This is a genomic window from Streptomyces sp. NPDC005070 (genome assembly GCF_053600395.1).
The window spans coordinates 24,024-42,261 of sequence record NZ_JBSFZS010000074.1 but is presented as its reverse complement, the minus strand read 5'-3'; the positions used below and the strand labels follow the sequence as shown (position 1 = coordinate 42,261).

Genomic DNA, 18,238 nt, shown 5'->3' with positions numbered 1-18,238 from the left:
ACGGACGCGCAACGCGTCGTTGAAGACAACCCGAGCGCACCCGAACGACCGTGCCAGCGCCGAGCGCTGCGAACCGTTCGGGTACAGGCGGAACCTGTACCTGAGCTGCACAGTGATCACCATACATACGTGGTTCATGTCACCACGCCGGAACCCGAACCCCGATGTGCGCACCGGACGCCACGTCGTCCACAACCTTCACGTCCACTTGGTCTTTGTCACGAAGTACCGGCGCGGAGCCATGACCGACCCGATCCTGAAACGCTGCGAAGAGATCACGCGAGAGGTCTGCGCGGACTTCGAAGCCGAACTGACACAGTTCAACGGCGAGGCCGATCACGTCCACCTGCTCGTGCACTACCCGCCGAAGGTCCAGCTCTCCAAGCTGGTCAACTCCCTCAAGGGCGTCTCGGCCCAGCTGCTGCGCAAGGAGCACGACAGCCACATCCGCCGGTACCCGTGGGGCGGACACTTCTGGTCCGGCTCGTACTTCGCCGGAAGCTGCGGCTGGGCACCCCTGACCGTCGTGAAGCAGTACTTCGAGAACCAGAAGCGCCCCACGTGACGGGCTGAGGCGAACACTGCGGACCCCTGCTCACGTGCGGGTCGGAGCAGCTCTGAGACGGCCTTCACCCCCGGCGCAAACGCCGGAACACTGGCCAAGACCAAAGGTAGAGCGGGGCGACGGCCGATGCCGCGCCCCGCGAGCCGGGTGAGCCCTCAGGGAGCCCAAGTGAACTGCGGCTGCCTGCGTTCGAGGAAGGCGGCGACCCCCTCCGCGGTGTCGCCGCCGGCGCGTGCCTGCCGCGCCCAGTGGGCGTCACGGTCGGTGCGCCCGTTCACGAACTCCTTCGCCGCCGCCTGCGTCAGCAGCGAGCGCGCCGCCAGGACGCGGGTGAACTCCGCGACCCGCTTGTCGAGTTCGCCCTCGGGCAGTACCTCGTCCACGAGACCGGTGCGCAGCGCGCGCTCGGTGTCGATCAACTCGCCGGAGAAGAGCAGGTACTTGGCGGCGGACGGCCCCACCAGTGCCGCGAGCCTGCGGGTGGAGGAAGCCGGGTAGACGATGCCGAGCTTCGCCGGGGTCACCCCGAACAGCGAGTCCTCCTGCGCGAATCGGAGATCGCAGGCCGCCGCGAGCTGGGACCCGCCACCCACGCAGTAGCCGCGGATCGCGGCCAGCGTCGGCTTGGGGAACGCGGCGAGCGCCTCCTCGGCGAGCACGGCGAGGCCCTGGGCCTCGTCCGGCGACTCCCGCAGCGTCGAGATGTCCGCCCCGGCGCAGAACGTGCCGCCCTCGCCGGTGAGCACGAGCGCGTGCACGTCGGCGTGCGCGCTCAGCGCGTCCAGCAGCGGCGGCAGCGCGCGCCACATGGGCGTCGTCATGGCGTTCCGCTTGGCGGGGTGATGGATGACGACGGTGGCGACCCCGTCGCCGACGTGGTGCAACAACTGCGGCTCCATACGCCGGATGCTATCCGGAGCGTCCGGCCGGACTCCGATCATGGTCCCGGAGGGTATGACGGGCGGTGGAGCGGCGCGGAACGAATCGGGTCAGTCGGGGGTCAAACCCGTACAACCCGAAAAGTTTCGGAAGTCGACATTAAAGTGGCAATTCTTGTCGTAGGGCTGGCTTTATCTGACATTAGTGGTCAGAAATCGGCGATAATTGCTGACTTCTGTTCAGTCAACCGGTACGGACCGGCGCATTACCAACACTCGACGGTGTGGTGACAATCGAGCGCAAGGGTGGCGACCGGACGATGGAGAACCTCGGGCGCGGGTCCGACCCGAGCCCCGAAGGCGGAGTCGCGACTCCCGACGTCAGATCGCCCGGACCGCTGCCGTACGAGGGGGTGTGGCGGTTCACCGCCGCCGCCGTCGAAGCCTCGGTGCCGCAGGCGCGGCACGCCGTCCGTGATCTGCTGGTCCGCCAGGGGGTTCCGGTCTCGGACGATGTCGTTCAGGGACTGCTGTTGATCGTCTCCGAACTGGTCACGAACGCCGTCAAGCACGCGGCACTTCTGTCGCCGATGCTCGCGGTGGAGGTCGCGGTCGGCGCCGACTGGGTGCGGGTGTCCGTCGAGGACGACCACCCCTATCGTCCGACCGCCCTGGAAGCCGACTACGGGCAGACCGGCGGCCGGGGCCTGCTGCTGGTGCGCGAGGTGACCAGGGAGTTCGGCGGAGGGTGCGACGTCGAGTACACCGCGGGCGGCGGCAAGGTGATCTGGGCGGCCCTGCCGCTGGGGTCTGTCTGACCCCTCCCGTCTGCCGGGCGACGGCGGGAAGGGTCGGACAGGCCCTGGCGCCGGGCGTCCCGCGGAGCGGCTACCAGCCCGCGGACGGACCCGTCAGTTCCCGCATCGCCGGACGGGCCGCGTCCAGCACGGTCATGAACCACGCCGAGAAGGGTTCCTTCGCGTGCCGCTCCGCCAGCTCGGCGGCGGTCACGAAGGCCGTCGAGCCGACCTCCTCCGGGTCGGGCCGCGGCGCGGACTGCACCATTCCGACGAACAGGTGGTTGTACTCCTGCTCCACCAGTCCCGAGTCCGGGTCCGGGTGGTTGTAACGGACCGTGCCCGCCTCGGCGAGCAGCGTCGGTGACACGCCGAGCTCCTCGTACGTCCGCCGGGCCGCCGCCGCGAAGGGTGCCTCGTCCGGGTAGGGGTGGCCGCAGCAGGTGTTCGACCAGACGCCGGGGGAGTGGTACTTGCCGAGCGCGCGCTGCTGCAGCAGCAGCCGGCCCTGCTCGTCGAAGAGGAACACCGAGAACGCCCTGTGGAGCTGTCCCGGGGGCTGATGGGCCGCGAGCTTCTCCGCCGTACCGATCGTGTTGCCGTCCTCGTCGACCAGTTCCAGCAAGATCGCTTCAGCGGTGCCGTTCGACGAACTGTGCGTCGCGGTGGCAGGTGTGATCGGCATACCCATCCTTCGCATCGGTTTTTCAGGGCCAAGTCTGCCGTACGAATCCGGCACTCCCGGCACTTCGCGACTCTCCGCATGTCCCGCCCCGGGGTCCCGGGGCGGGACACGCGGCCCGCATGGGTCAGACGCCGAACGCGGCCGGATACCTGATCGTGCCCGGTGCCACCGGCACGGAATCGTCGAGGACGAGGGCCATCAGGTGTTCGGGCGGCACGTCGAAACCGGGCCGGATGCCGTGGCCGGCGGCGGGTCCGAACCCGAACCTCGGGTAGTACCCGGGATGCCCGAGCACGAGGACGAGCCGCTCGCCCCGTGCGCGTGCCGCTTCCAGCACCGCCCGTACGACGGCCGATCCGGCGCCTCGGCGGTGCAGGTCGGGACGGACGGCGACCGGCGCCAGCGCGGCCGCCGGGACATCGTCGACATGACAGCGGGTGATCAGGGCGTACGCCGCGATCGTGCCGTCCGGGGCCTCGGCGACGTACGAAAGGCCGGGAAGCCACGCTCCGGGATCGGCGCGCAGCGCGTCCACCAGATCGGCTTCCTCCGCCCGGCCGAAGGCGGCGGCGGTCACGGCGTGCACCTCGGCGACGTCGGCGGAGGTCTCCCGGCGAGTGCGCCAGGCGGTGCCGCCCTCGGCCGTGAGGCCGGTCGTGGGATCGGGCACGGGGTTGGTCAGGGGATCGGTCATGGAGAACCCTTGGATGAGGGGCCCGGCCGACGCGTCGGTGGACGGCGGGTCAGCCCCGGGCCCGGAAGACGGGGACGACGAGGTCGCTGCGCGTGGCAGCGCCGGACACGGCCGTCATCAACCCACCTCCAGGGATCGCCGGCCACGCTAGCAGCGCCCGCCCCGCGCCGCCTCCGGGTTTCCCGGTGCCGGATCCGCCCGTCGCGTGGGCGCGGGCGGGCCGCGCGACCGTCAGTGGCAGAGCTTCGCCTCGTGCTCCGCGTGTCCGCTCGGTTCGAGCTGGAACGTGCAGTGCTCGACGTCGAAGTGGACACCCAGACAGCCCTGGAGCTCGTGCAGCATCTTCTCGTGGCCGATCGCGTTCAGGACGTCGGAGCTGACGACCACGTGCGCGGAGAGCACCGGCATGCCGGAGGTGATGGTCCAGGCGTGCAGGTCGTGGATGTCCTCGACCCCGTCCAGGGCCAGGATGTGAGCGCGCACCTCCGCCACGTCGACCCCCTTGGGCGCCGCCTCCAGGAGCACGTCGAGCGTCTCCTGGAGCAGCTTCCAGGTGCGCGGGACGATCATCAGCGCGATGGCGATCGAGGCGATCGGGTCCGCCGCCTGCCAGCCGGTGGTCATGATCACGACGGCGGCGATGATGACCGCCACCGAGCCCAGCGCGTCCGCCGCCACCTCCAGGAAGGCGCCGCGCACGTTCAGGCTGTCCTTCTGCCCGCGCATCAGCAACGTCAGCGAGACCGTGTTGGCGACCAGGCCGAACACACCGAACGCGATCGTCAGCCCGCCGTGGGTGTCCGCGGGTGTGATGAAGCGCTGGATCGCCTCGACGAGCACATAGCCGCCGACGACGAGCAGCAGGAGACAGTTGGCGAGCGCGGCGAGGATCTCGGCCCGCGCGTAGCCGAAGGTGCGCTTCTCGCTCGGCGGGCGCGCGGCGAAGTGGATCGCGAGCAGGGCCATGCCCAGCCCGAGCGCGTCGGTCGCCATGTGTGCCGCGTCCGCGACGAGCGCGAGCGAATCGGCGAGGAGACCGCCGATGATCTCGGCGACCATGACGGTGAGCGTGATCCCCAGCGCGACCCGCAGTCTCCCCCGGTACGCGGCCGTCGCCGTGCCGGCCGGGGGAGCGCCGTGCGCGTGCCCGTGGTCGTGCCCTGCCCCCATGAACGCCGCCTCCTGTTTTCCGCTCGGTGTCTTCCGTTCGGTCGTGACAGTCAACTACGGGCGGGGGGTATCCGGCAACGCGGCACTGAACACCGTTGTCATATGCTCTGACCTGGGGAAATGATCAGCAGGTCAGAGCATCGGCGCGATCAGGTTCCGGTGGTCCCGGGGTGGTGCAGCAGCCAGCCCCGCCAGGCCGACTCCACCATCTCGCGGACACCTCGGCGCGCGCTCCAGTCCAGCTCGTCGGCGGCCAGAGCGGCCGAGGCGACCGCCCGGGGGGCGTCGCCGGGACGGCGTGGTTCGACGAGGGGCGCGACGGGGTTCCCGGTGACCTCGGCGATGAGCGTCACGAGCTCCCGTACGGAGACCCCCTCGCCGCGGCCGATGTTCACCGTCAGATCGCCGCTCGCCCCGTCCGTCAGCCGCCGGGCCGCCGCGAGATGCGCCTCGGCGAGGTCGGCGACATGGATGTAGTCGCGTACGCAGGTGCCGTCCGGCGTCGGGTAGTCGTCGCCGAAGATCCGCGGGGCCTCGCCGCGGGTGAGGCGGTCGAACACCATCGGGACGATGTTGAAGATCCCGGTGTCGGCGAGCTCCGGCGAGGCCGCGCCCGCCACGTTGAAGTAGCGCAGGCACACCGTGGCGATGCCGTGTGCCCGGCCCGCGGCCCGGACCAGCCACTCTCCGGCGAGCTTCGTCTCGCCGTAGGGGCTCATCGGCGCGCAGGGGGTGCCCTCCGTGATGAGGTCCACATCGGGGTTGCCGTAGACGGCCGCCGACGAGGAGAACACGAACCGCTCGACGCCCGCTCCGGCCACCGCCTCCAGGAGCGTCGCGAGGCCGCCCACGTTCTCCTGGTAGTAGCGCGTCGGCTGGGCCACGGACTCGCCGACCTGCTTGCGGGCGGCCAGGTGCACCACACCCGTGATCCGGTGCTCCGTCAGGACCCGCTTGAGCAGATCACCGTCCAGTGACGACCCCTGGACGAGGGGGATGCTCTCCGGAAGCCGGTTCGGGATCCCCGACGACAGGTCGTCGAGGGCGACGACGCGTTCCCCGGCCTCCGCCATCGCCCGCGCCACATGTGCCCCGATGTATCCGGCTCCGCCTGTGATCAGCCATGTCATGGACGACCACCCTATGCGGGTCCGGCGCCCTGTCCGCTCTGCCCTGCTTCGAGGGACGCGGGGTGCCGTACGTCCTGCCGGGAATGTCCCGGCCCGCGTGCCGGGAATGCTCCGGTCCGTGCCGCCGCGCTTGTGACCCCGGCCCGGGAGCACCGATGATGATCTCGGCGCCCGCGGGACAAAATCGGTTGATCGGGCCGTGAACGGGTGGTGAACGCCCGCTTCCATTCATCCGATAGCCTCTGCCGACATGCCGCCGGGGCCGCCGCCGTGGACCGGGGGCCGTCCCATCACGCACACGCCGGACGCCAGGTCGCGCCGGCACCCAGGGAGTGAGTTCGCTGCCGACCGCCATCCTCACCGGCCAGCCGGTCCCCGGATCGTCGCTCGAGGGCGATCTGCGGTCGCTCGGCTTCGTCGTGCGTCCCGCGTCCGACGCGGCCGAGACCGAGACCCTGTTCGCCGCCGTGCCGGCGAACGAGCGGGTCGCCGTCGTGGACGCCCGCTTCGTCGGGCATGTGCACGCTCTGCGTCTCGGCCTGACCGACCCCCGCTTCGCGGCCTCCGCCATTCCCGGCGCCGTGTCCGTGCAGCCCGAGGCCCGGCGGGCCCTGGCCCGCGCCATGACCCGGGAGACCGTGGCCGCGGGCAACGGCGCAGCCGCTCCGGAGAACCTCGCCGAGCGCCTCGGCGAGGCACTGGAGGCGGACGACCTCACGGTGTACCGCCCGGAACTCGGCACGCTCGTCGCCGCGGTCCCCGTCGATCCGCAGGAGCGCAACGGTGTCCGGCAGGCCGTCCTGGCCGTCGACGACGAGGCCGTACGGCTGCGCAGTGCCGTCAAGGCCCGCGACGGGTTCTTCACCACGTACTGCATCAGCCCGTACTCGCGCTACATCGCCCGCTGGTGCGCCCGCCGCGGCCTGACCCCGAACCAGGTCACCACCGCGTCGCTGATCACCGCGCTGATCGCCGCGGGCTGCGCCGCCACCGGCACCCGCCTCGGCTTCGTCGCCGCCGGTCTGCTGCTGCTGTTCTCCTTCGTCCTGGACTGCACGGACGGGCAGCTCGCCCGCTACTCGCTGCAGTACTCGACGCTCGGCGCCTGGCTGGACGCGACCTTCGACCGCGCCAAGGAGTACGCCTACTACGCGGGACTCGCGCTCGGCGCGGCCCGCGGCGGCGACGACGTGTGGGCGCTCGCGCTCGGCGCGATGATCCTCCAGACCTGCCGGCACGTCGTGGACTTCTCGTTCAACGAGGCGAACCACGACGCCACCGCCAACACCAGCCCCACCGCCGCCCTCTCGGACAAGCTCGACAGCGTCGGCTGGACGGTCTGGGTGCGCCGGATGATAGTCCTGCCCATCGGCGAACGATGGGCGATGATCGCCGTTCTGACGGCGCTGACGACCCCCCGCATCACCTTCTACGCGCTGCTCGCCGGCTGCGCCTTCGCGGCCACCTACACCACGGCGGGCCGGGTCCTGCGCTCGCTCACCCGCAAGGCGAGCCGCACGGACCGCGCCGCCCGGGCCCTGGTGGACCTCACCGACTCCGGCGCGCTCGCCGAGTATCTGACCCGTCACGCGGGCCGCCTCCCGCGCATCGCCCCGGCCGTGGTCGCCCTCGTCGCCGGAGCCGTCGTCGTGACATGCGCCGCACTCGCCCCGTACGGGAGCTGGCTCCCCGTCCTGGGCGCGGTCGTGTACGTCCTGCTGTCGCCCGCCGCCCTGCTCAGGCCCCTCAAGGGCGCCCTCGACTGGCTGGTCCCGCCGTTCTACCGCGCGGCCGAATACCTCACCGTTCTGGCACTGGCGGTCCACGCCGGGGTGAACGGAGCGCTTCCGGCGGCTTTCGGCCTGGTGGCCGCGGTCGCCTACCATCACTACGACACGGTGTACCGCATTCGCGGAAACGCCGGAGCCCCCCCGCACTGGCTGGTGCGGGCGATCGGCGGGCACGAAGGCAGGACGCTGCTGGTCACCGTCCTGGCCGCGCTGCTCACCGCCGCACAGTTCAAGGTCGCGCTCACGGCGCTCGCCGTGGCCGTGGCGCTGCTGGTGCTCGTCGAGAGCATCCGCTTCTGGGTGTCCTCCGGGGCGCCCGCCGTACACGATGAAGGAGAACCCGCATGATCGGCCTCGTGCTGGCGGCCGGCGCCGGACGGCGTCTGCGCCCCTACACCGACAGCCTCCCGAAGGCTCTCGTGCCGGTGGGCCCCGCGGGCATAGAGGACTCCATCACGGTCCTGGACCTGACCCTCGGCAACTTCGCCGAGATCGGCCTGACCGAGGTCGGCATCATCGTCGGCTACCGCAAGGAAGCCGTCTACGACCGCAAGGCGGCCCTCGAGGAGAAGTACGGCCTCAAGATCACCCTCATCGACAACGACAAGGCCGAGGAGTGGAACAACGCCTACTCCCTGTGGTGCGGACGTGACGCCCTCAAGGACGGCGTGATCCTCGCCAACGGCGACACCGTGCACCCGGTCTCCGTCGAGCGGACGCTGCTCGCCGCCCGCGGCGACGGCAAGAAGATCATCCTCGCCCTCGACACGGTGAAGAAGCTCGCCGACGAGGAGATGAAGGTCGTCGTGGACCCCGACAAGGGCGTCCAGAAGATCACCAAGCTCATGGAGCCGTCCGAGGCCACCGGCGAGTACATCGGGGTGACCCTCATCGAGGGCGTCGCCGCCGCGGAGCTCGCCGACGCCCTGAAGACGGTGTGGGAGACCGACCCACAGCAGTTCTACGAGCACGGCTACCAGGAGCTCGTCAACCGCGGCTTCCAGATCGACGTCGCGCCGATCGGCGAGGTCAAGTGGGTCGAGATCGACAACCACGACGACCTCGCCAAGGGACGGGAGATCGCGTGCCAGTACTGACGAGGCTCATCCCCTCGCCGGTCGTCGTCGACATCCGTCCCGGTGCCCTGGACGACCTGGCGAGCGTGCTCAGCGACGAGCGCATCTCGCACTCGGGCAAGCTGGCCATCGCGGTCAGCAACGGCTCGGGCGCCCGGCTGCGCGACCGCGTCGCCCCGGCCCTGCCCGGAGCGAGCTGGTACGAGGTCGGTGGCGGCACGCTCGACGACGCCATCCGGCTGGCCGGCGACATAAAGGCCGGCCACTACGACGCGGTCGTGGGCCTGGGCGGCGGCAAGATCATCGACTGTGCCAAGTTCGCCGCGGCGCGGGTCGGGCTGCCGCTCGTCGCGGTGCCCACGAACCTCGCGCACGACGGACTGTGCTCGCCGGTCGCCACCCTCGACAACGACGCGGGCCGCGGCTCCTACGGTGTGCCGAACCCGATCGCGGTGGTCATCGACCTCGACGTGATCCGTGAGGCGCCGGTCCGGTTCGTCCGGGCGGGCATCGGGGACGCCGTCTCCAACATCAACGCCATCGCGGACTGGGAGCTGTCCAACCGCGTCACGGGCGAGAAGATCGACGGACTGGCCGCCGCCATGGCGCGCCAGGCGGGCGAGGCCGTGCTCAGGCACCCCGGGGGCGTCGGCGACAACGACTTCCTCCAGGTTCTCGCCGAGGCGCTCGTCCTCACCGGCATCGCGATGTCGATCTCGGGCGACTCCCGGCCGGCCTCCGGCTCCTGCCACGAGATCAACCACGCCTTCGACCTCCTCTTCCCCAAGCGGGCGGCGAGCCACGGCGAGCAGTGCGGCCTGGGCGCGGCCTTCGCGATGTACCTGCGCGGCGCCCACGAGGACGCGGCGTACATGGCCGAGGTGCTGCGGCGGCACGGACTGCCGGTGCTGCCCGAGGAGATCGGCTTCACCGTGGACGAGTTCGTGCAGGTCGTGGAGTTCGCTCCGCAGACCCGGCCCGGCCGCTACACGATCCTCGAACATCTCGACCTGAAAACCCACCAGATCAAGGACATCTACTCCGACTATGCCAAGGCCATCGGTAGCTGAACTCCGTCCCGTCGTTCATCCCCCCGGGGTGAAGGACCGGCGCAGCGGTGAGCACTGGGCGGGACGCCTGTACATGCGAGAGATCTCGCTGCGCTGCGACCGCTACCTGGTGAACACCAGGATCACGCCCAACCAGCTCACGTACCTGATGACCGTCTGCGGCGTGCTCGCGGCCCCCGCCCTGCTGGTGCCGGGGATCGCGGGCGCGGTGCTGGGCGTGGTGATGGTCCAGCTCTATCTGCTGCTCGACTGTGTCGACGGCGAGATCGCGCGCTGGAAGAAGCAGTACTCGCTCGGCGGGGTCTACCTCGACCGCGTCGGCGCCTATCTCACGGACGCGGCCGTGCTCGTGGGCCTCGGCCTGCGTGCCGCGGATGTGTGGGGGACCGGACGCGTCGACTGGCTGTGGGCCTTCCTCGGCACCCTGGCCGCCCTCGGCGCGATCCTGATCAAGGCGGAGACCGACCTCGTCGGCGTCGCCCGGCACCAGGGCGGGCTGCCGCCGGTCAAGGAGTCCGCCGCCGAGCCCCGCTCCTCGGGCGTGGCGCTGGCCCGCAGGGCCGCCGCGGCGCTCAAGTTCCACCGGCTGATCCTCGGCATCGAGGCGACCCTGCTGATCCTGGTCCTCGCGATCGCGGACCAGGTCAGGGGCGACCTGTTCTTCACCCGGCTCGGCACCGCCGTGCTCGCCGGCATCGCGCTCCTGCAGACCGTGCTGCACCTGGTGTCCATCCTCGCCTCGAGCAGGCTCAAGTGAGTACCGCGACCAGGGTCGGCGCGGTGATCATCACCATGGGCAACCGCCCCGACGAACTCAGGGCCCTGCTCGACTCCGTCGCCAAGCAGGACGGCGACCGCGTCGAGGTGGTCGTGGTCGGCAACGGCTCACCCGTCCCGGACGTCCCCGCGGGTGTGCGGACGGTCGAGCTGCCCGAGAACCTCGGCATCCCCGGCGGCCGCAACGTGGGCATCGAGGCCTTCGGCCCCGGCGGCACCGACGTGGACATCCTGCTCTTCCTGGACGACGACGGCCTGCTGGCCCACCACGACACGGCCGAACTGTGCCGCCGGGCCTTCGCCGACGACCCGGAGCTCGGGATCATCAGCTTCCGCATCGCCGACCCCGAGACCGGTGTGACCCAGCGTCGCCACGTCCCGAGGCTGCGCGCCGCCGACCCGATGCGCTCCTCGCGCGTCACCACGTTCCTCGGCGGCGCCAACGCGGTCCGTACGAAGGTCCTCGCCGAGGTCGGCGGACTCCCGGACGCCTTCTTCTACGCCCACGAGGAGACCGACCTGGCCTGGCGGGCCCTCGACGCCGGCTGGATGATCGACTACCGCTCCGACATGGTGCTGTACCACCCGACGACCGCCCCCTCGCGGCACGCGGTGTACCACCGGATGGTGGCCCGCAACCGCGTCTGGCTCGCCCGCCGGAACCTTCCCGCGCCTCTCGTCCCGGTCTACCTCGGTGTCTGGATGCTCCTGACGCTGCTGCGCCGCCCCTCGCGGGCCGCTCTGCGGGCCTGGTTCGGCGGATTCCGGGAAGGCTGGAGGAGTCCGTGCGGACCAAGGCGTCCCATGAGGTGGCGCACGGTGTGGCGGCTGACCCGACTGGGCCGGCCGCCGGTCATCTGACAAGCTCGATCCTGAGAGCACCCGGGCCCTACCCGGACCCCCGGCTCATGCCCACGTCCGAACCGGCTGTGCGCATCTTGAAGACGAAAGTTCCCCTTGTGAGTGAGACCACCCATGACGGCGGAGTCGCGGTGAGCGACCGGCCGTCGCCCGATGACGGGCTTTCCGCGGCCGAACGGGCCGCCAAGTACGGCCTCGCGGTCAGCGGTGCCCGGCCCGGGCTGGCCCAGTACGTTCGTCAGCTCTGGGGCCGGCGGCATTTCATCCTCGCGTTCTCGCAGGCGAAGCTCACCTCGCAGTACAGCCAGGCCAAACTGGGCCAGCTCTGGCAGGTGGCGACGCCGCTGCTCAACGCGGCCGTCTACTATCTGATCTTCGGCCTGATCCTGAAGGCCAACAAGGGTTTGTCGCACGACGTGTACATCCCCTTCCTGGTGACCGGCGTCTTCGTCTTCACCTTCACGCAGAGCTCGGTCATGGCGGGTGTGCGGGCGATCTCGGGCAACCTGGGACTGGTGCGCGCGCTGCACTTCCCGCGGGCCTCGCTGCCGGTGTCGTTCTCCCTCCAGCAGCTCCAGCAACTGCTCTTCTCGATGATCGTGCTGTTCGTCGTGGCGATCGGCTTCGGCAGCTACCCGGGCCTGTCCTGGCTGCTGATCGTCCCGGTGCTGTTCCTCCAGTTCCTCTTCAACACCGGCCTCGCGCTGATCGTGGCGCGGATGGGCGCCAAGACGCCCGACCTCGCCCAGCTCATGCCGTTCATCATGCGCACGTGGATGTACGCCTCCGGTGTCATGTTCTCCATCAGCACCATGCTCGCCGGCCGCCCCGAGTGGATCGCCCGGGTGCTCCAGGCGAACCCGGCCGCCGTCTACATGGACCTGATGCGCTTCGCGCTCATCGACGGCTACGGCGCCTCCAACCTGCCCCCGCACGTGTGGGCCATCGCCGTCTTCTGGGCCGTGGCCACGGCCCTCGGCGGTTTTGTCTACTTCTGGAAGGCTGAGGAGAGGTACGGCCGTGGCTGAGCTCGACAAGACGTCGCACATTCCGACCGTCATCGCGGACGAACTGCACATCGTCTACCGCGTGAACGGCGCCAAGACCGGCAAGGGCAGCGCCACCTCCGCCCTCAGCCGCATTTTCAAGCGCGGCGAGGAGCGCGGTGTGCGCAAGGTGCACGCCGTCAGGGGTGTCTCCTTCACCGCCTACCGCGGCGAGGCCATCGGCCTGATCGGCTCGAACGGCTCCGGCAAGTCCACCCTGCTGCGGGCCATCGCCGGGCTGCTGCCCGCAGAGAAGGGCAAGGTCTTCACCGACGGCCAGCCCTCGCTGCTCGGCGTGAACGCGGCCCTGATGAGCGACCTGACCGGCGAGCGGAACGTCATCCTGGGCGGTCTCGCCATGGGCATGTCCCGCGAGGAGATCAAGGAGCGCTACGAGGAGATCGTCGACTTCTCCGGGATCAACGAGAAGGGCGACTTCATCACCCTGCCGATGCGGACGTATTCCTCCGGCATGGCGGCGCGGCTGCGCTTCTCCATCGCGGCGGCCAAGGACCACGACGTCCTGATGATCGACGAGGCCCTCGCGACCGGTGACCGCTCCTTCCAGAAGCGCTCCGAGGCCCGTATCCGCGAGCTGCGCAAGAGCGCGGGCACGGTGTTCCTGGTCAGCCACAACAACAAGTCGATCCGCGACACCTGCGACCGCGTGCTGTGGCTGGAGCGCGGCGAGCTGCGCATGGACGGCCTGACCGAGGACGTCCTCAAGGAGTACGAGAAGTTCACGGGCAAGTAGCCCGTTTCGCCCACGACAGGACCCGGGCCTCGCCGGAACTCTCCGGCGGGGCCCCGCGTCTGCAAGGGAAACGCCAACTCCCGTCGGCATAGGGAATCTTGACGCCAATCGGTGTGTTGTTGTGATGTGCAGGACACCCCGGCGGAGTGTGCCGCGTTGTACAACGTAAGCTGTACCGGTGCTGAATCGCGTCAAGTAGGGCGATAATACGCGACACCCGGCACCGTCACGCCGAGCGGATTTCCGGGCGGCGTGTCCGAAATGGGCAGTGTTGGGTCGGCAGTGTAGAACGGGAGATGTGACGGCAATGGCTACGGTGACTCTCCAGCTCCGCGATGCGTGTGCCGTCCTCGCGCCGGGCGGCGAGCGGTGACCCAAGCCGGGACGGCCCGCACCGGCGATCCGGAGCGCGGCACCCTCGACAAAGCCGCGGACGAGAACTTCCCCGTGGCCCCGTTCTTCCTGCCCAGGGCCTGGCGCGACGACCTCATGGCCGTCTACGGCTTCGCCCGTCTCGTGGACGACATCGGCGACGGCGATCTCGCCCCCGGCGGTGCCGACGCACGCCTCCTCGGTGTAACGGCCACGGACGCCGACGACCGCCTGGTCCTGCTCGACGCACTCGAAGCCGATCTTCACCGAGTGTTCGAGTCGGCACCGCGCCACCCCCTGATGCGCCGGCTGCAGCCCACGGTCCGCCGCGCGGGTCTGACCCCCGAGCCCTTTCTCGGCCTGATCGCGGCCAACCGCCAGGACCAGCTCGTCAAGCGGTACGAGACCTACGACGACCTGCTCGCCTACTGCGAACTGTCCGCGAACCCCGTCGGCCGCCTGGTCCTCTCCGTCACCGGAACCTCCACGCCCGAGCGCGTCCGCCGCTCCGACGCGGTGTGCACGGGGCTCCAGATCGTCGAGCACCTCCAGGACGTGGCCGAGGACCTCGGCCACGACCGCGTCTACCTGCCCGCCGAGGACATGAAGCGCTTTCACGTCGTCGAATCCGATCTCGCCGCCCCCACGGCAGGCGCATCGGTGCGAGCACTGGTTGCATACGAAGCAGAACGCGCCATGAACCTCCTGAATGAAGGCACCCCCCTCGTGGGTAGCGTCCACGGCAGGCTGAAACTGCTGCTCGCGGGGTTCGTCGCGGGGGGGAAGGCGGCGGTCCGTGCGATCGCCGCCGCCGAATACGACGTACTTCCCGGCCCGCCCAAGCCCGGCAAGCTCCAGTTGCTGCGCGAGGTGGGAGTGACTCTGCGAGGAGAGGGGTGATCCGGACCGTGGAGTCGGAACAGCACGTGTCCGCACCGGTACTCGCCGCGTACAGCTACTGCGAGGCGGTGACCGGTCAGCAGGCCCGTAATTTCGCGTACGGCATCAGGCTTCTGCCGACGTCCAAGCGCCGTGCGATGTCGGCGCTCTACGCGTTCTCGCGGCGCGTCGACGACATCGGCGACGGCACGCTGGCGCCGGACGTGAAGGCGACGCGCCTTGAGGAGACCAGGGCGCTGCTCGCCCGCGTGCGCGCGGGTACCGTCGAGGAGGACGACACCGACCCGGTCGCGGTCGCCCTCAGCCACACCGCCGCGTACTTCCCGGTACCCCTCGGGGGCCTGGACGAGCTCATCGACGGCGTGCTGATGGACGTACGCGGTGAGACGTACGAGACCTGGGACGACCTGAAGGTCTACTGCCGCTGTGTGGCCGGGGCGATCGGGCGGCTCTCGCTCGGGGTCTTCGGCACCGAACCGGGGGCGCGTGGCGCCGAGCGCGCGCCGGAGTACGCCGACACGCTCGGGCTCGCGCTCCAGCTCACCAACATCCTGCGGGACGTCCGCGAGGACGCCGAGGGCGGGCGCACCTATCTGCCCGCCGACGACCTGGCCAAGTTCGGCTGCTCGGCCGGGTTCGACGGGCCGACCCCACCGGAGGGCTCCGACTTCGCCGGCCTCGTGCACTTCGAGGTGCGGCGGGCGCGGGCCCTGTTCGCGGAGGGCTACCGGCTGCTGCCCATGCTGGACCGGCGCAGCGGCGCCTGTGTCGCGGCCATGGCGGGCATCTACCGGCGGCTCCTCGACCGCATCGAGCGCGAGCCGGAGGCCGTGCTGCGCGGCCGGGTCTCCCTGCCGGGACGCGAGAAGGCGTACGTCGCGGTGCGCGGCCTCTCCGGCCTCGACGCCCGGCACGTCTCCCGCCGCACGGTCCGGAGGCGCGTCTGATGGACACCAGGGGTCGAGGCGGACACGCCCGGGGTGACGCACCCGGTGAAAAGCGGCAGGCAACCCTCCGGAGCCGGGTGGCGTCCCTGACTGCGACGGCGTGCCGTGGAGCGTTCGACGGCCACGGCTCGGCCGCGGGGGAGGGTGCGCGATGAGCGAGGTCGAGTCCACGGACGACTCCGGCCGGGCCACTGCCGTGGTGATCGGCGGCGGGCTCGCCGGCATCACCGCCGCGCTCGCGCTGGCGGACGCCGGGCTCCGGGTGACGCTGCTGGAGGGCCGGCCGCGCCTCGGCGGCCTCGCGTTCTCCTTCCAGCGCGGCGAGCTCACCGTGGACAACGGACAGCACGTCTTCCTGCGCTGCTGCACCGCCTACCGCTGGTTCCTCGACCGCGTCGACGCGACCGCGCTCGCACCTCTGCAGGATCGTCTCGACGTGCCCGTTCTCGACCTGGAGGCACCTCCGGGACGACGGCTCGGCAGGATCGGCCGCGCCGCGCTGCCCGTACCGCTGCACCTGGCGCGCAGCCTCGCGACCTATCAGCACCTCTCGCTCGCCGAACGCGCCAAGGTCGGCCGTGCCGCGCTCGCGCTCAAGAACCTGGACCTCACCGATCCGGCACTCGACGCGCAGAACTTCGGCGACTGGCTCGCCGGGCACGGTCAGTCGCGACGTGCCGTCGAAGCACTGTGGGACCTCGTGGGGGTCGCCACCCTCAACGCGGTGGCCCAGGACTCCTCGCTCGGGCTCGCCGCGATGGTGTTCAAGACGGGTCTGCTGTCCGACCCGGGCGCGGCCGACATCGGCTGGGCTCGCGTCCCGCTGGGCGAACTGCATGACACCCTGGCCCGCAAGGCGCTCGACTCCGCGGGCGTACGTACCGAGATCCGTACACGCGTCACCTCCGTCTCCCCTTACGAGAACGGCCGTTGGAGCGTTCAGGTTCCCGGCGAGCGCATCGAGGCCGACGCCGTCGTGCTCGCCGTACCCCAGCGCGAGGCCCACGACCTGCTGCCCGAGGGGGCGCTCGACGCCCCCGAGCGGCTTCTGGACATCGGCACCGCGCCGATCCTCAACATCCACGTCGTCTACGACCGCAAGGTCCTCACCGCGCCGTTCTTCGCGGCCCTCGGCTCCCCGGTGCAATGGGTCTTCGACCGCACCGACGCCTCGGGGCTCCGGGAGGGGCAGTACCTCGCGCTGTCGCAGTCGGCCGCGCAGGACGAGATCGACGACCCGGTCGCCGTGCTCCGGGAGCGGTATCTGCCGGAGCTGGAGCGGCTGCTGCCCGGTGCGCGCGGCGCCGGGATCAAGGACTTCTTCGTGACCCGGGAGCGCACCGCGACGTTCGCCCCCACGCCGGGCGTCGGGCGGCTGCGGCCCGGTCCCCGGACCAAGGCCCCCGGCCTGTACCTGGCCGGAGCGTGGACCGCCACAGGGTGGCCCGCGACCATGGAGAGTGCGGTTCGCAGTGGAGTCGGTGCGGCGGACGCCGCGCTGGGCGCCCTGGGCCGGCCCCGCGACCACCTCCTCGGACTCTTCGAGGAGGCGGCATGACGCTCGACCGGAGCATGGCAGGTCCCCGCACCCCCGGTTCCGTAACAAGAGGAGAGATTGTGCCCACTGTGCCCCCGGCCGAAGCGGCTGCCGACGCGGTGGACGTGACCGCGCTCCTGGAGCGCGGCCGGACCCTGGCCACACCGGTGCTCAAGGCGGCCGTCGACCGTCTCGCGCCGCCCATGGACACCGTCGCCGCCTACCACTTCGGCTGGATCGACGCGGAGGGCAACCCCGCGGACGGCGACGGCGGCAAGGCGGTGCGCCCCGCGCTCGCCGTGCTCTCCGCGCAGGCCGCCGGCGCCGCCCCCGAGGTGGGTGTCCCCGGCGCGGTCGCCGTCGAGCTGGTGCACAACTTCTCGCTGCTGCACGACGACCTGATGGACGGCGACGAACAGCGCCGCCACCGCGACACCGTCTGGAAGGTGCACGGCCCGGCCCAGGCGATCCTGGTCGGCGACGCCCTGTTCGCGCTGGCCAACGAGGTGCTGCTGGAGCTCGGCACCGTCGAGGCCGGCCGGGCCACCCGGCGCCTGACCACCGCCACCCGGGCCCTGATCGACGGCCAGGCCCAGGACATCTCCTACGAGCACCGCGACCGCGTCAGCGTCGAGGAGTGCCTGGAGATGGAGGGCAACAAGACCGGCGCCCTGCTCGCCTGCGCCTGTTCCATCGGCGCGGTCCTCGGCGGCGCCGACGACCTCACCGCCGACACGCTGGAGCGCTACGGCTACCACCTCGGCCTGGCCTTCCAGGCCGTCGACGACCTCCTCGGCATCTGGGGCGACCCGGAGGCCACCGGAAAGCAGACCTGGAGCGATCTGCGCCAGCGCAAGAAGTCCCTGCCGGTCGTGGCCGCGCTCGCCGCGGGCGGACCCGCCTCCGAGCGGCTCGGCGAGCTGCTCGCCGAGGACGCCAAGGCGAGCGACTTCGAGAACTTCTCCGAGGAGGAGTTCGCCGTGCGCGCCGCGCTCATCGAGGAGGCGGGCGGCCGCGAGTGGACCGCCGACGAGGCGCGCCGCCAGCACGCGATCGCCATCGAGGCGCTGGACGCCGTACCGATGCCCGAGCAGGTCCGCGCCCAGCTCGTGGCGCTGGCCGACTTCGTCGTCGTGCGGAAGAGATGATCGTTATCGGTCGAATAAACCTCGCGTAGTCGCCGGCCGGT

Annotated in this window: 20 protein-coding genes; 14 read left to right on the top strand and 6 right to left on the bottom strand. The window is 70.8% G+C overall.

Annotation, left to right across the window (positions count from 1 at the left end):
• A partial coding sequence (locus ACWEBX_RS24110) for a helix-turn-helix domain-containing protein (RefSeq protein WP_451886891.1) occupies nt 1-111 on the bottom strand: 111 nt, incomplete at its 3' end.
• Between the two features lie 25 nt (nt 112-136).
• Between ACWEBX_RS24110 and tnpA the strand changes: the two genes are divergently transcribed.
• On the top strand, nt 137-565 hold the full coding sequence (gene tnpA / locus ACWEBX_RS24105; RefSeq protein WP_451886887.1) for an IS200/IS605 family transposase: 429 nt from the start codon (nt 137-139) through the stop codon (nt 563-565).
• A gap of 155 nt (nt 566-720) precedes the next feature.
• Here the strand turns inward: tnpA and ACWEBX_RS24100 are convergent, their stop codons facing one another.
• Nucleotides 721-1,464, bottom strand: coding sequence for an enoyl-CoA hydratase/isomerase family protein (locus tag ACWEBX_RS24100; protein WP_451886886.1), 744 nt, complete (start codon nt 1,462-1,464; stop codon nt 721-723).
• A 299-nt stretch (nt 1,465-1,763) separates the two neighbouring features.
• On the opposite strand from ACWEBX_RS24100, the gene ACWEBX_RS24095 reads away from it, so the two are divergent.
• Complete coding sequence (locus ACWEBX_RS24095) at nt 1,764-2,261, top strand: ATP-binding protein (protein WP_355765699.1); 498 nt, start codon at nt 1,764-1,766, stop codon at nt 2,259-2,261.
• Between the two features lie 70 nt (nt 2,262-2,331).
• Here ACWEBX_RS24095 and idi read toward each other — a convergent pair whose 3' ends face one another.
• The 4 genes from idi to galE all read right to left on the bottom strand — a co-directional run bounded on the left by idi (nt 2,332) and on the right by galE (nt 5,919).
• On the bottom strand, nt 2,332-2,925 hold the full coding sequence (gene idi / locus ACWEBX_RS24090) for an isopentenyl-diphosphate Delta-isomerase (protein ID WP_451886885.1): 594 nt from the start codon (nt 2,923-2,925) through the stop codon (nt 2,332-2,334).
• Between the two features lie 124 nt (nt 2,926-3,049).
• Nucleotides 3,050-3,619 (bottom strand): GNAT family N-acetyltransferase, encoded by a 570-nt coding sequence (locus tag ACWEBX_RS24085; protein ID WP_451886884.1) that lies wholly within the window; start codon nt 3,617-3,619, stop codon nt 3,050-3,052.
• A gap of 231 nt (nt 3,620-3,850) precedes the next feature.
• The gene (locus ACWEBX_RS24080) at nt 3,851-4,789 is read right to left on the bottom strand and encodes a cation diffusion facilitator family transporter (protein ID WP_451886883.1); all 939 of its coding nucleotides are present in this window, start codon (nt 4,787-4,789) and stop codon (nt 3,851-3,853) included.
• A gap of 149 nt (nt 4,790-4,938) precedes the next feature.
• Nucleotides 4,939-5,919 (bottom strand): UDP-glucose 4-epimerase GalE, encoded by a 981-nt coding sequence (galE, locus tag ACWEBX_RS24075; protein WP_451886882.1) that lies wholly within the window; start codon nt 5,917-5,919, stop codon nt 4,939-4,941.
• 341 nt (nt 5,920-6,260) lie between these two features.
• Between galE and ACWEBX_RS24070 the strand changes: the two genes are divergently transcribed.
• The 12 genes from ACWEBX_RS24070 (at nt 6,261) to ACWEBX_RS24015 (ending at nt 18,197) form a co-directional block, all read left to right on the top strand.
• Complete coding sequence (locus ACWEBX_RS24070; protein ID WP_451886890.1) at nt 6,261-8,057, top strand: DUF5941 domain-containing protein; 1,797 nt, start codon at nt 6,261-6,263, stop codon at nt 8,055-8,057.
• Nucleotides 8,054-8,806: a phosphocholine cytidylyltransferase family protein gene (locus tag ACWEBX_RS24065; RefSeq protein ID WP_451886881.1), complete on the top strand. Its 753-nt coding sequence runs from the start codon at nt 8,054-8,056 to the stop codon at nt 8,804-8,806. Before ACWEBX_RS24070 ends, ACWEBX_RS24065 begins: the two co-directional genes overlap by 4 nt.
• Nucleotides 8,794-9,855 carry an iron-containing alcohol dehydrogenase family protein gene (locus tag ACWEBX_RS24060; RefSeq protein ID WP_451886880.1) on the top strand — a complete coding sequence of 354 codons (1,062 nt, stop codon included), beginning with the start codon at nt 8,794-8,796 and terminating at the stop codon, nt 9,853-9,855. The genes ACWEBX_RS24065 and ACWEBX_RS24060 overlap by 13 nt, the downstream gene beginning before the upstream one ends.
• The gene (locus tag ACWEBX_RS24055; RefSeq protein WP_451886879.1) at nt 9,833-10,612 is read left to right on the top strand and encodes a CDP-alcohol phosphatidyltransferase family protein; all 780 of its coding nucleotides are present in this window, start codon (nt 9,833-9,835) and stop codon (nt 10,610-10,612) included. Before ACWEBX_RS24060 ends, ACWEBX_RS24055 begins: the two co-directional genes overlap by 23 nt.
• Nucleotides 10,609-11,493 (top strand): glycosyltransferase family 2 protein, encoded by an 885-nt coding sequence (locus tag ACWEBX_RS24050; protein ID WP_451886878.1) that lies wholly within the window; start codon nt 10,609-10,611, stop codon nt 11,491-11,493. The genes ACWEBX_RS24055 and ACWEBX_RS24050 overlap by 4 nt, the downstream gene beginning before the upstream one ends.
• 98 nt (nt 11,494-11,591) lie before the next feature.
• Nucleotides 11,592-12,521: an ABC transporter permease gene (locus ACWEBX_RS24045; protein WP_451886877.1), complete on the top strand. Its 930-nt coding sequence runs from the start codon at nt 11,592-11,594 to the stop codon at nt 12,519-12,521.
• Nucleotides 12,514-13,293 carry an ABC transporter ATP-binding protein gene (locus tag ACWEBX_RS24040; protein WP_451886876.1) on the top strand — a complete coding sequence of 260 codons (780 nt, stop codon included), beginning with the start codon at nt 12,514-12,516 and terminating at the stop codon, nt 13,291-13,293. Before ACWEBX_RS24045 ends, ACWEBX_RS24040 begins: the two co-directional genes overlap by 8 nt.
• A 369-nt stretch (nt 13,294-13,662) precedes the next feature.
• Entirely contained in the window at nt 13,663-14,565 is a 903-nt protein-coding gene (gene hpnC, locus ACWEBX_RS24035) for a squalene synthase HpnC (protein ID WP_451886875.1), read from the top strand.
• Nucleotides 14,562-15,512: a presqualene diphosphate synthase HpnD gene (hpnD, locus tag ACWEBX_RS24030; RefSeq protein ID WP_451886874.1), complete on the top strand. Its 951-nt coding sequence runs from the start codon at nt 14,562-14,564 to the stop codon at nt 15,510-15,512. Before hpnC ends, hpnD begins: the two co-directional genes overlap by 4 nt.
• Nucleotides 15,512-15,667, top strand: coding sequence for a DUF6380 family protein (locus ACWEBX_RS24025; protein ID WP_451886873.1), 156 nt, complete (start codon nt 15,512-15,514; stop codon nt 15,665-15,667). The genes hpnD and ACWEBX_RS24025 overlap by 1 nt, the downstream gene beginning before the upstream one ends.
• On the top strand, nt 15,664-17,070 hold the full coding sequence (hpnE, locus tag ACWEBX_RS24020; protein WP_451886872.1) for a hydroxysqualene dehydroxylase HpnE: 1,407 nt from the start codon (nt 15,664-15,666) through the stop codon (nt 17,068-17,070). Before ACWEBX_RS24025 ends, hpnE begins: the two co-directional genes overlap by 4 nt.
• Nucleotides 17,067-18,197 carry a polyprenyl synthetase family protein gene (locus ACWEBX_RS24015; RefSeq protein ID WP_451886871.1) on the top strand — a complete coding sequence of 377 codons (1,131 nt, stop codon included), beginning with the start codon at nt 17,067-17,069 and terminating at the stop codon, nt 18,195-18,197. The genes hpnE and ACWEBX_RS24015 overlap by 4 nt, the downstream gene beginning before the upstream one ends.
• Nucleotides 18,198-18,238: the final 41 nt, after the last annotated feature.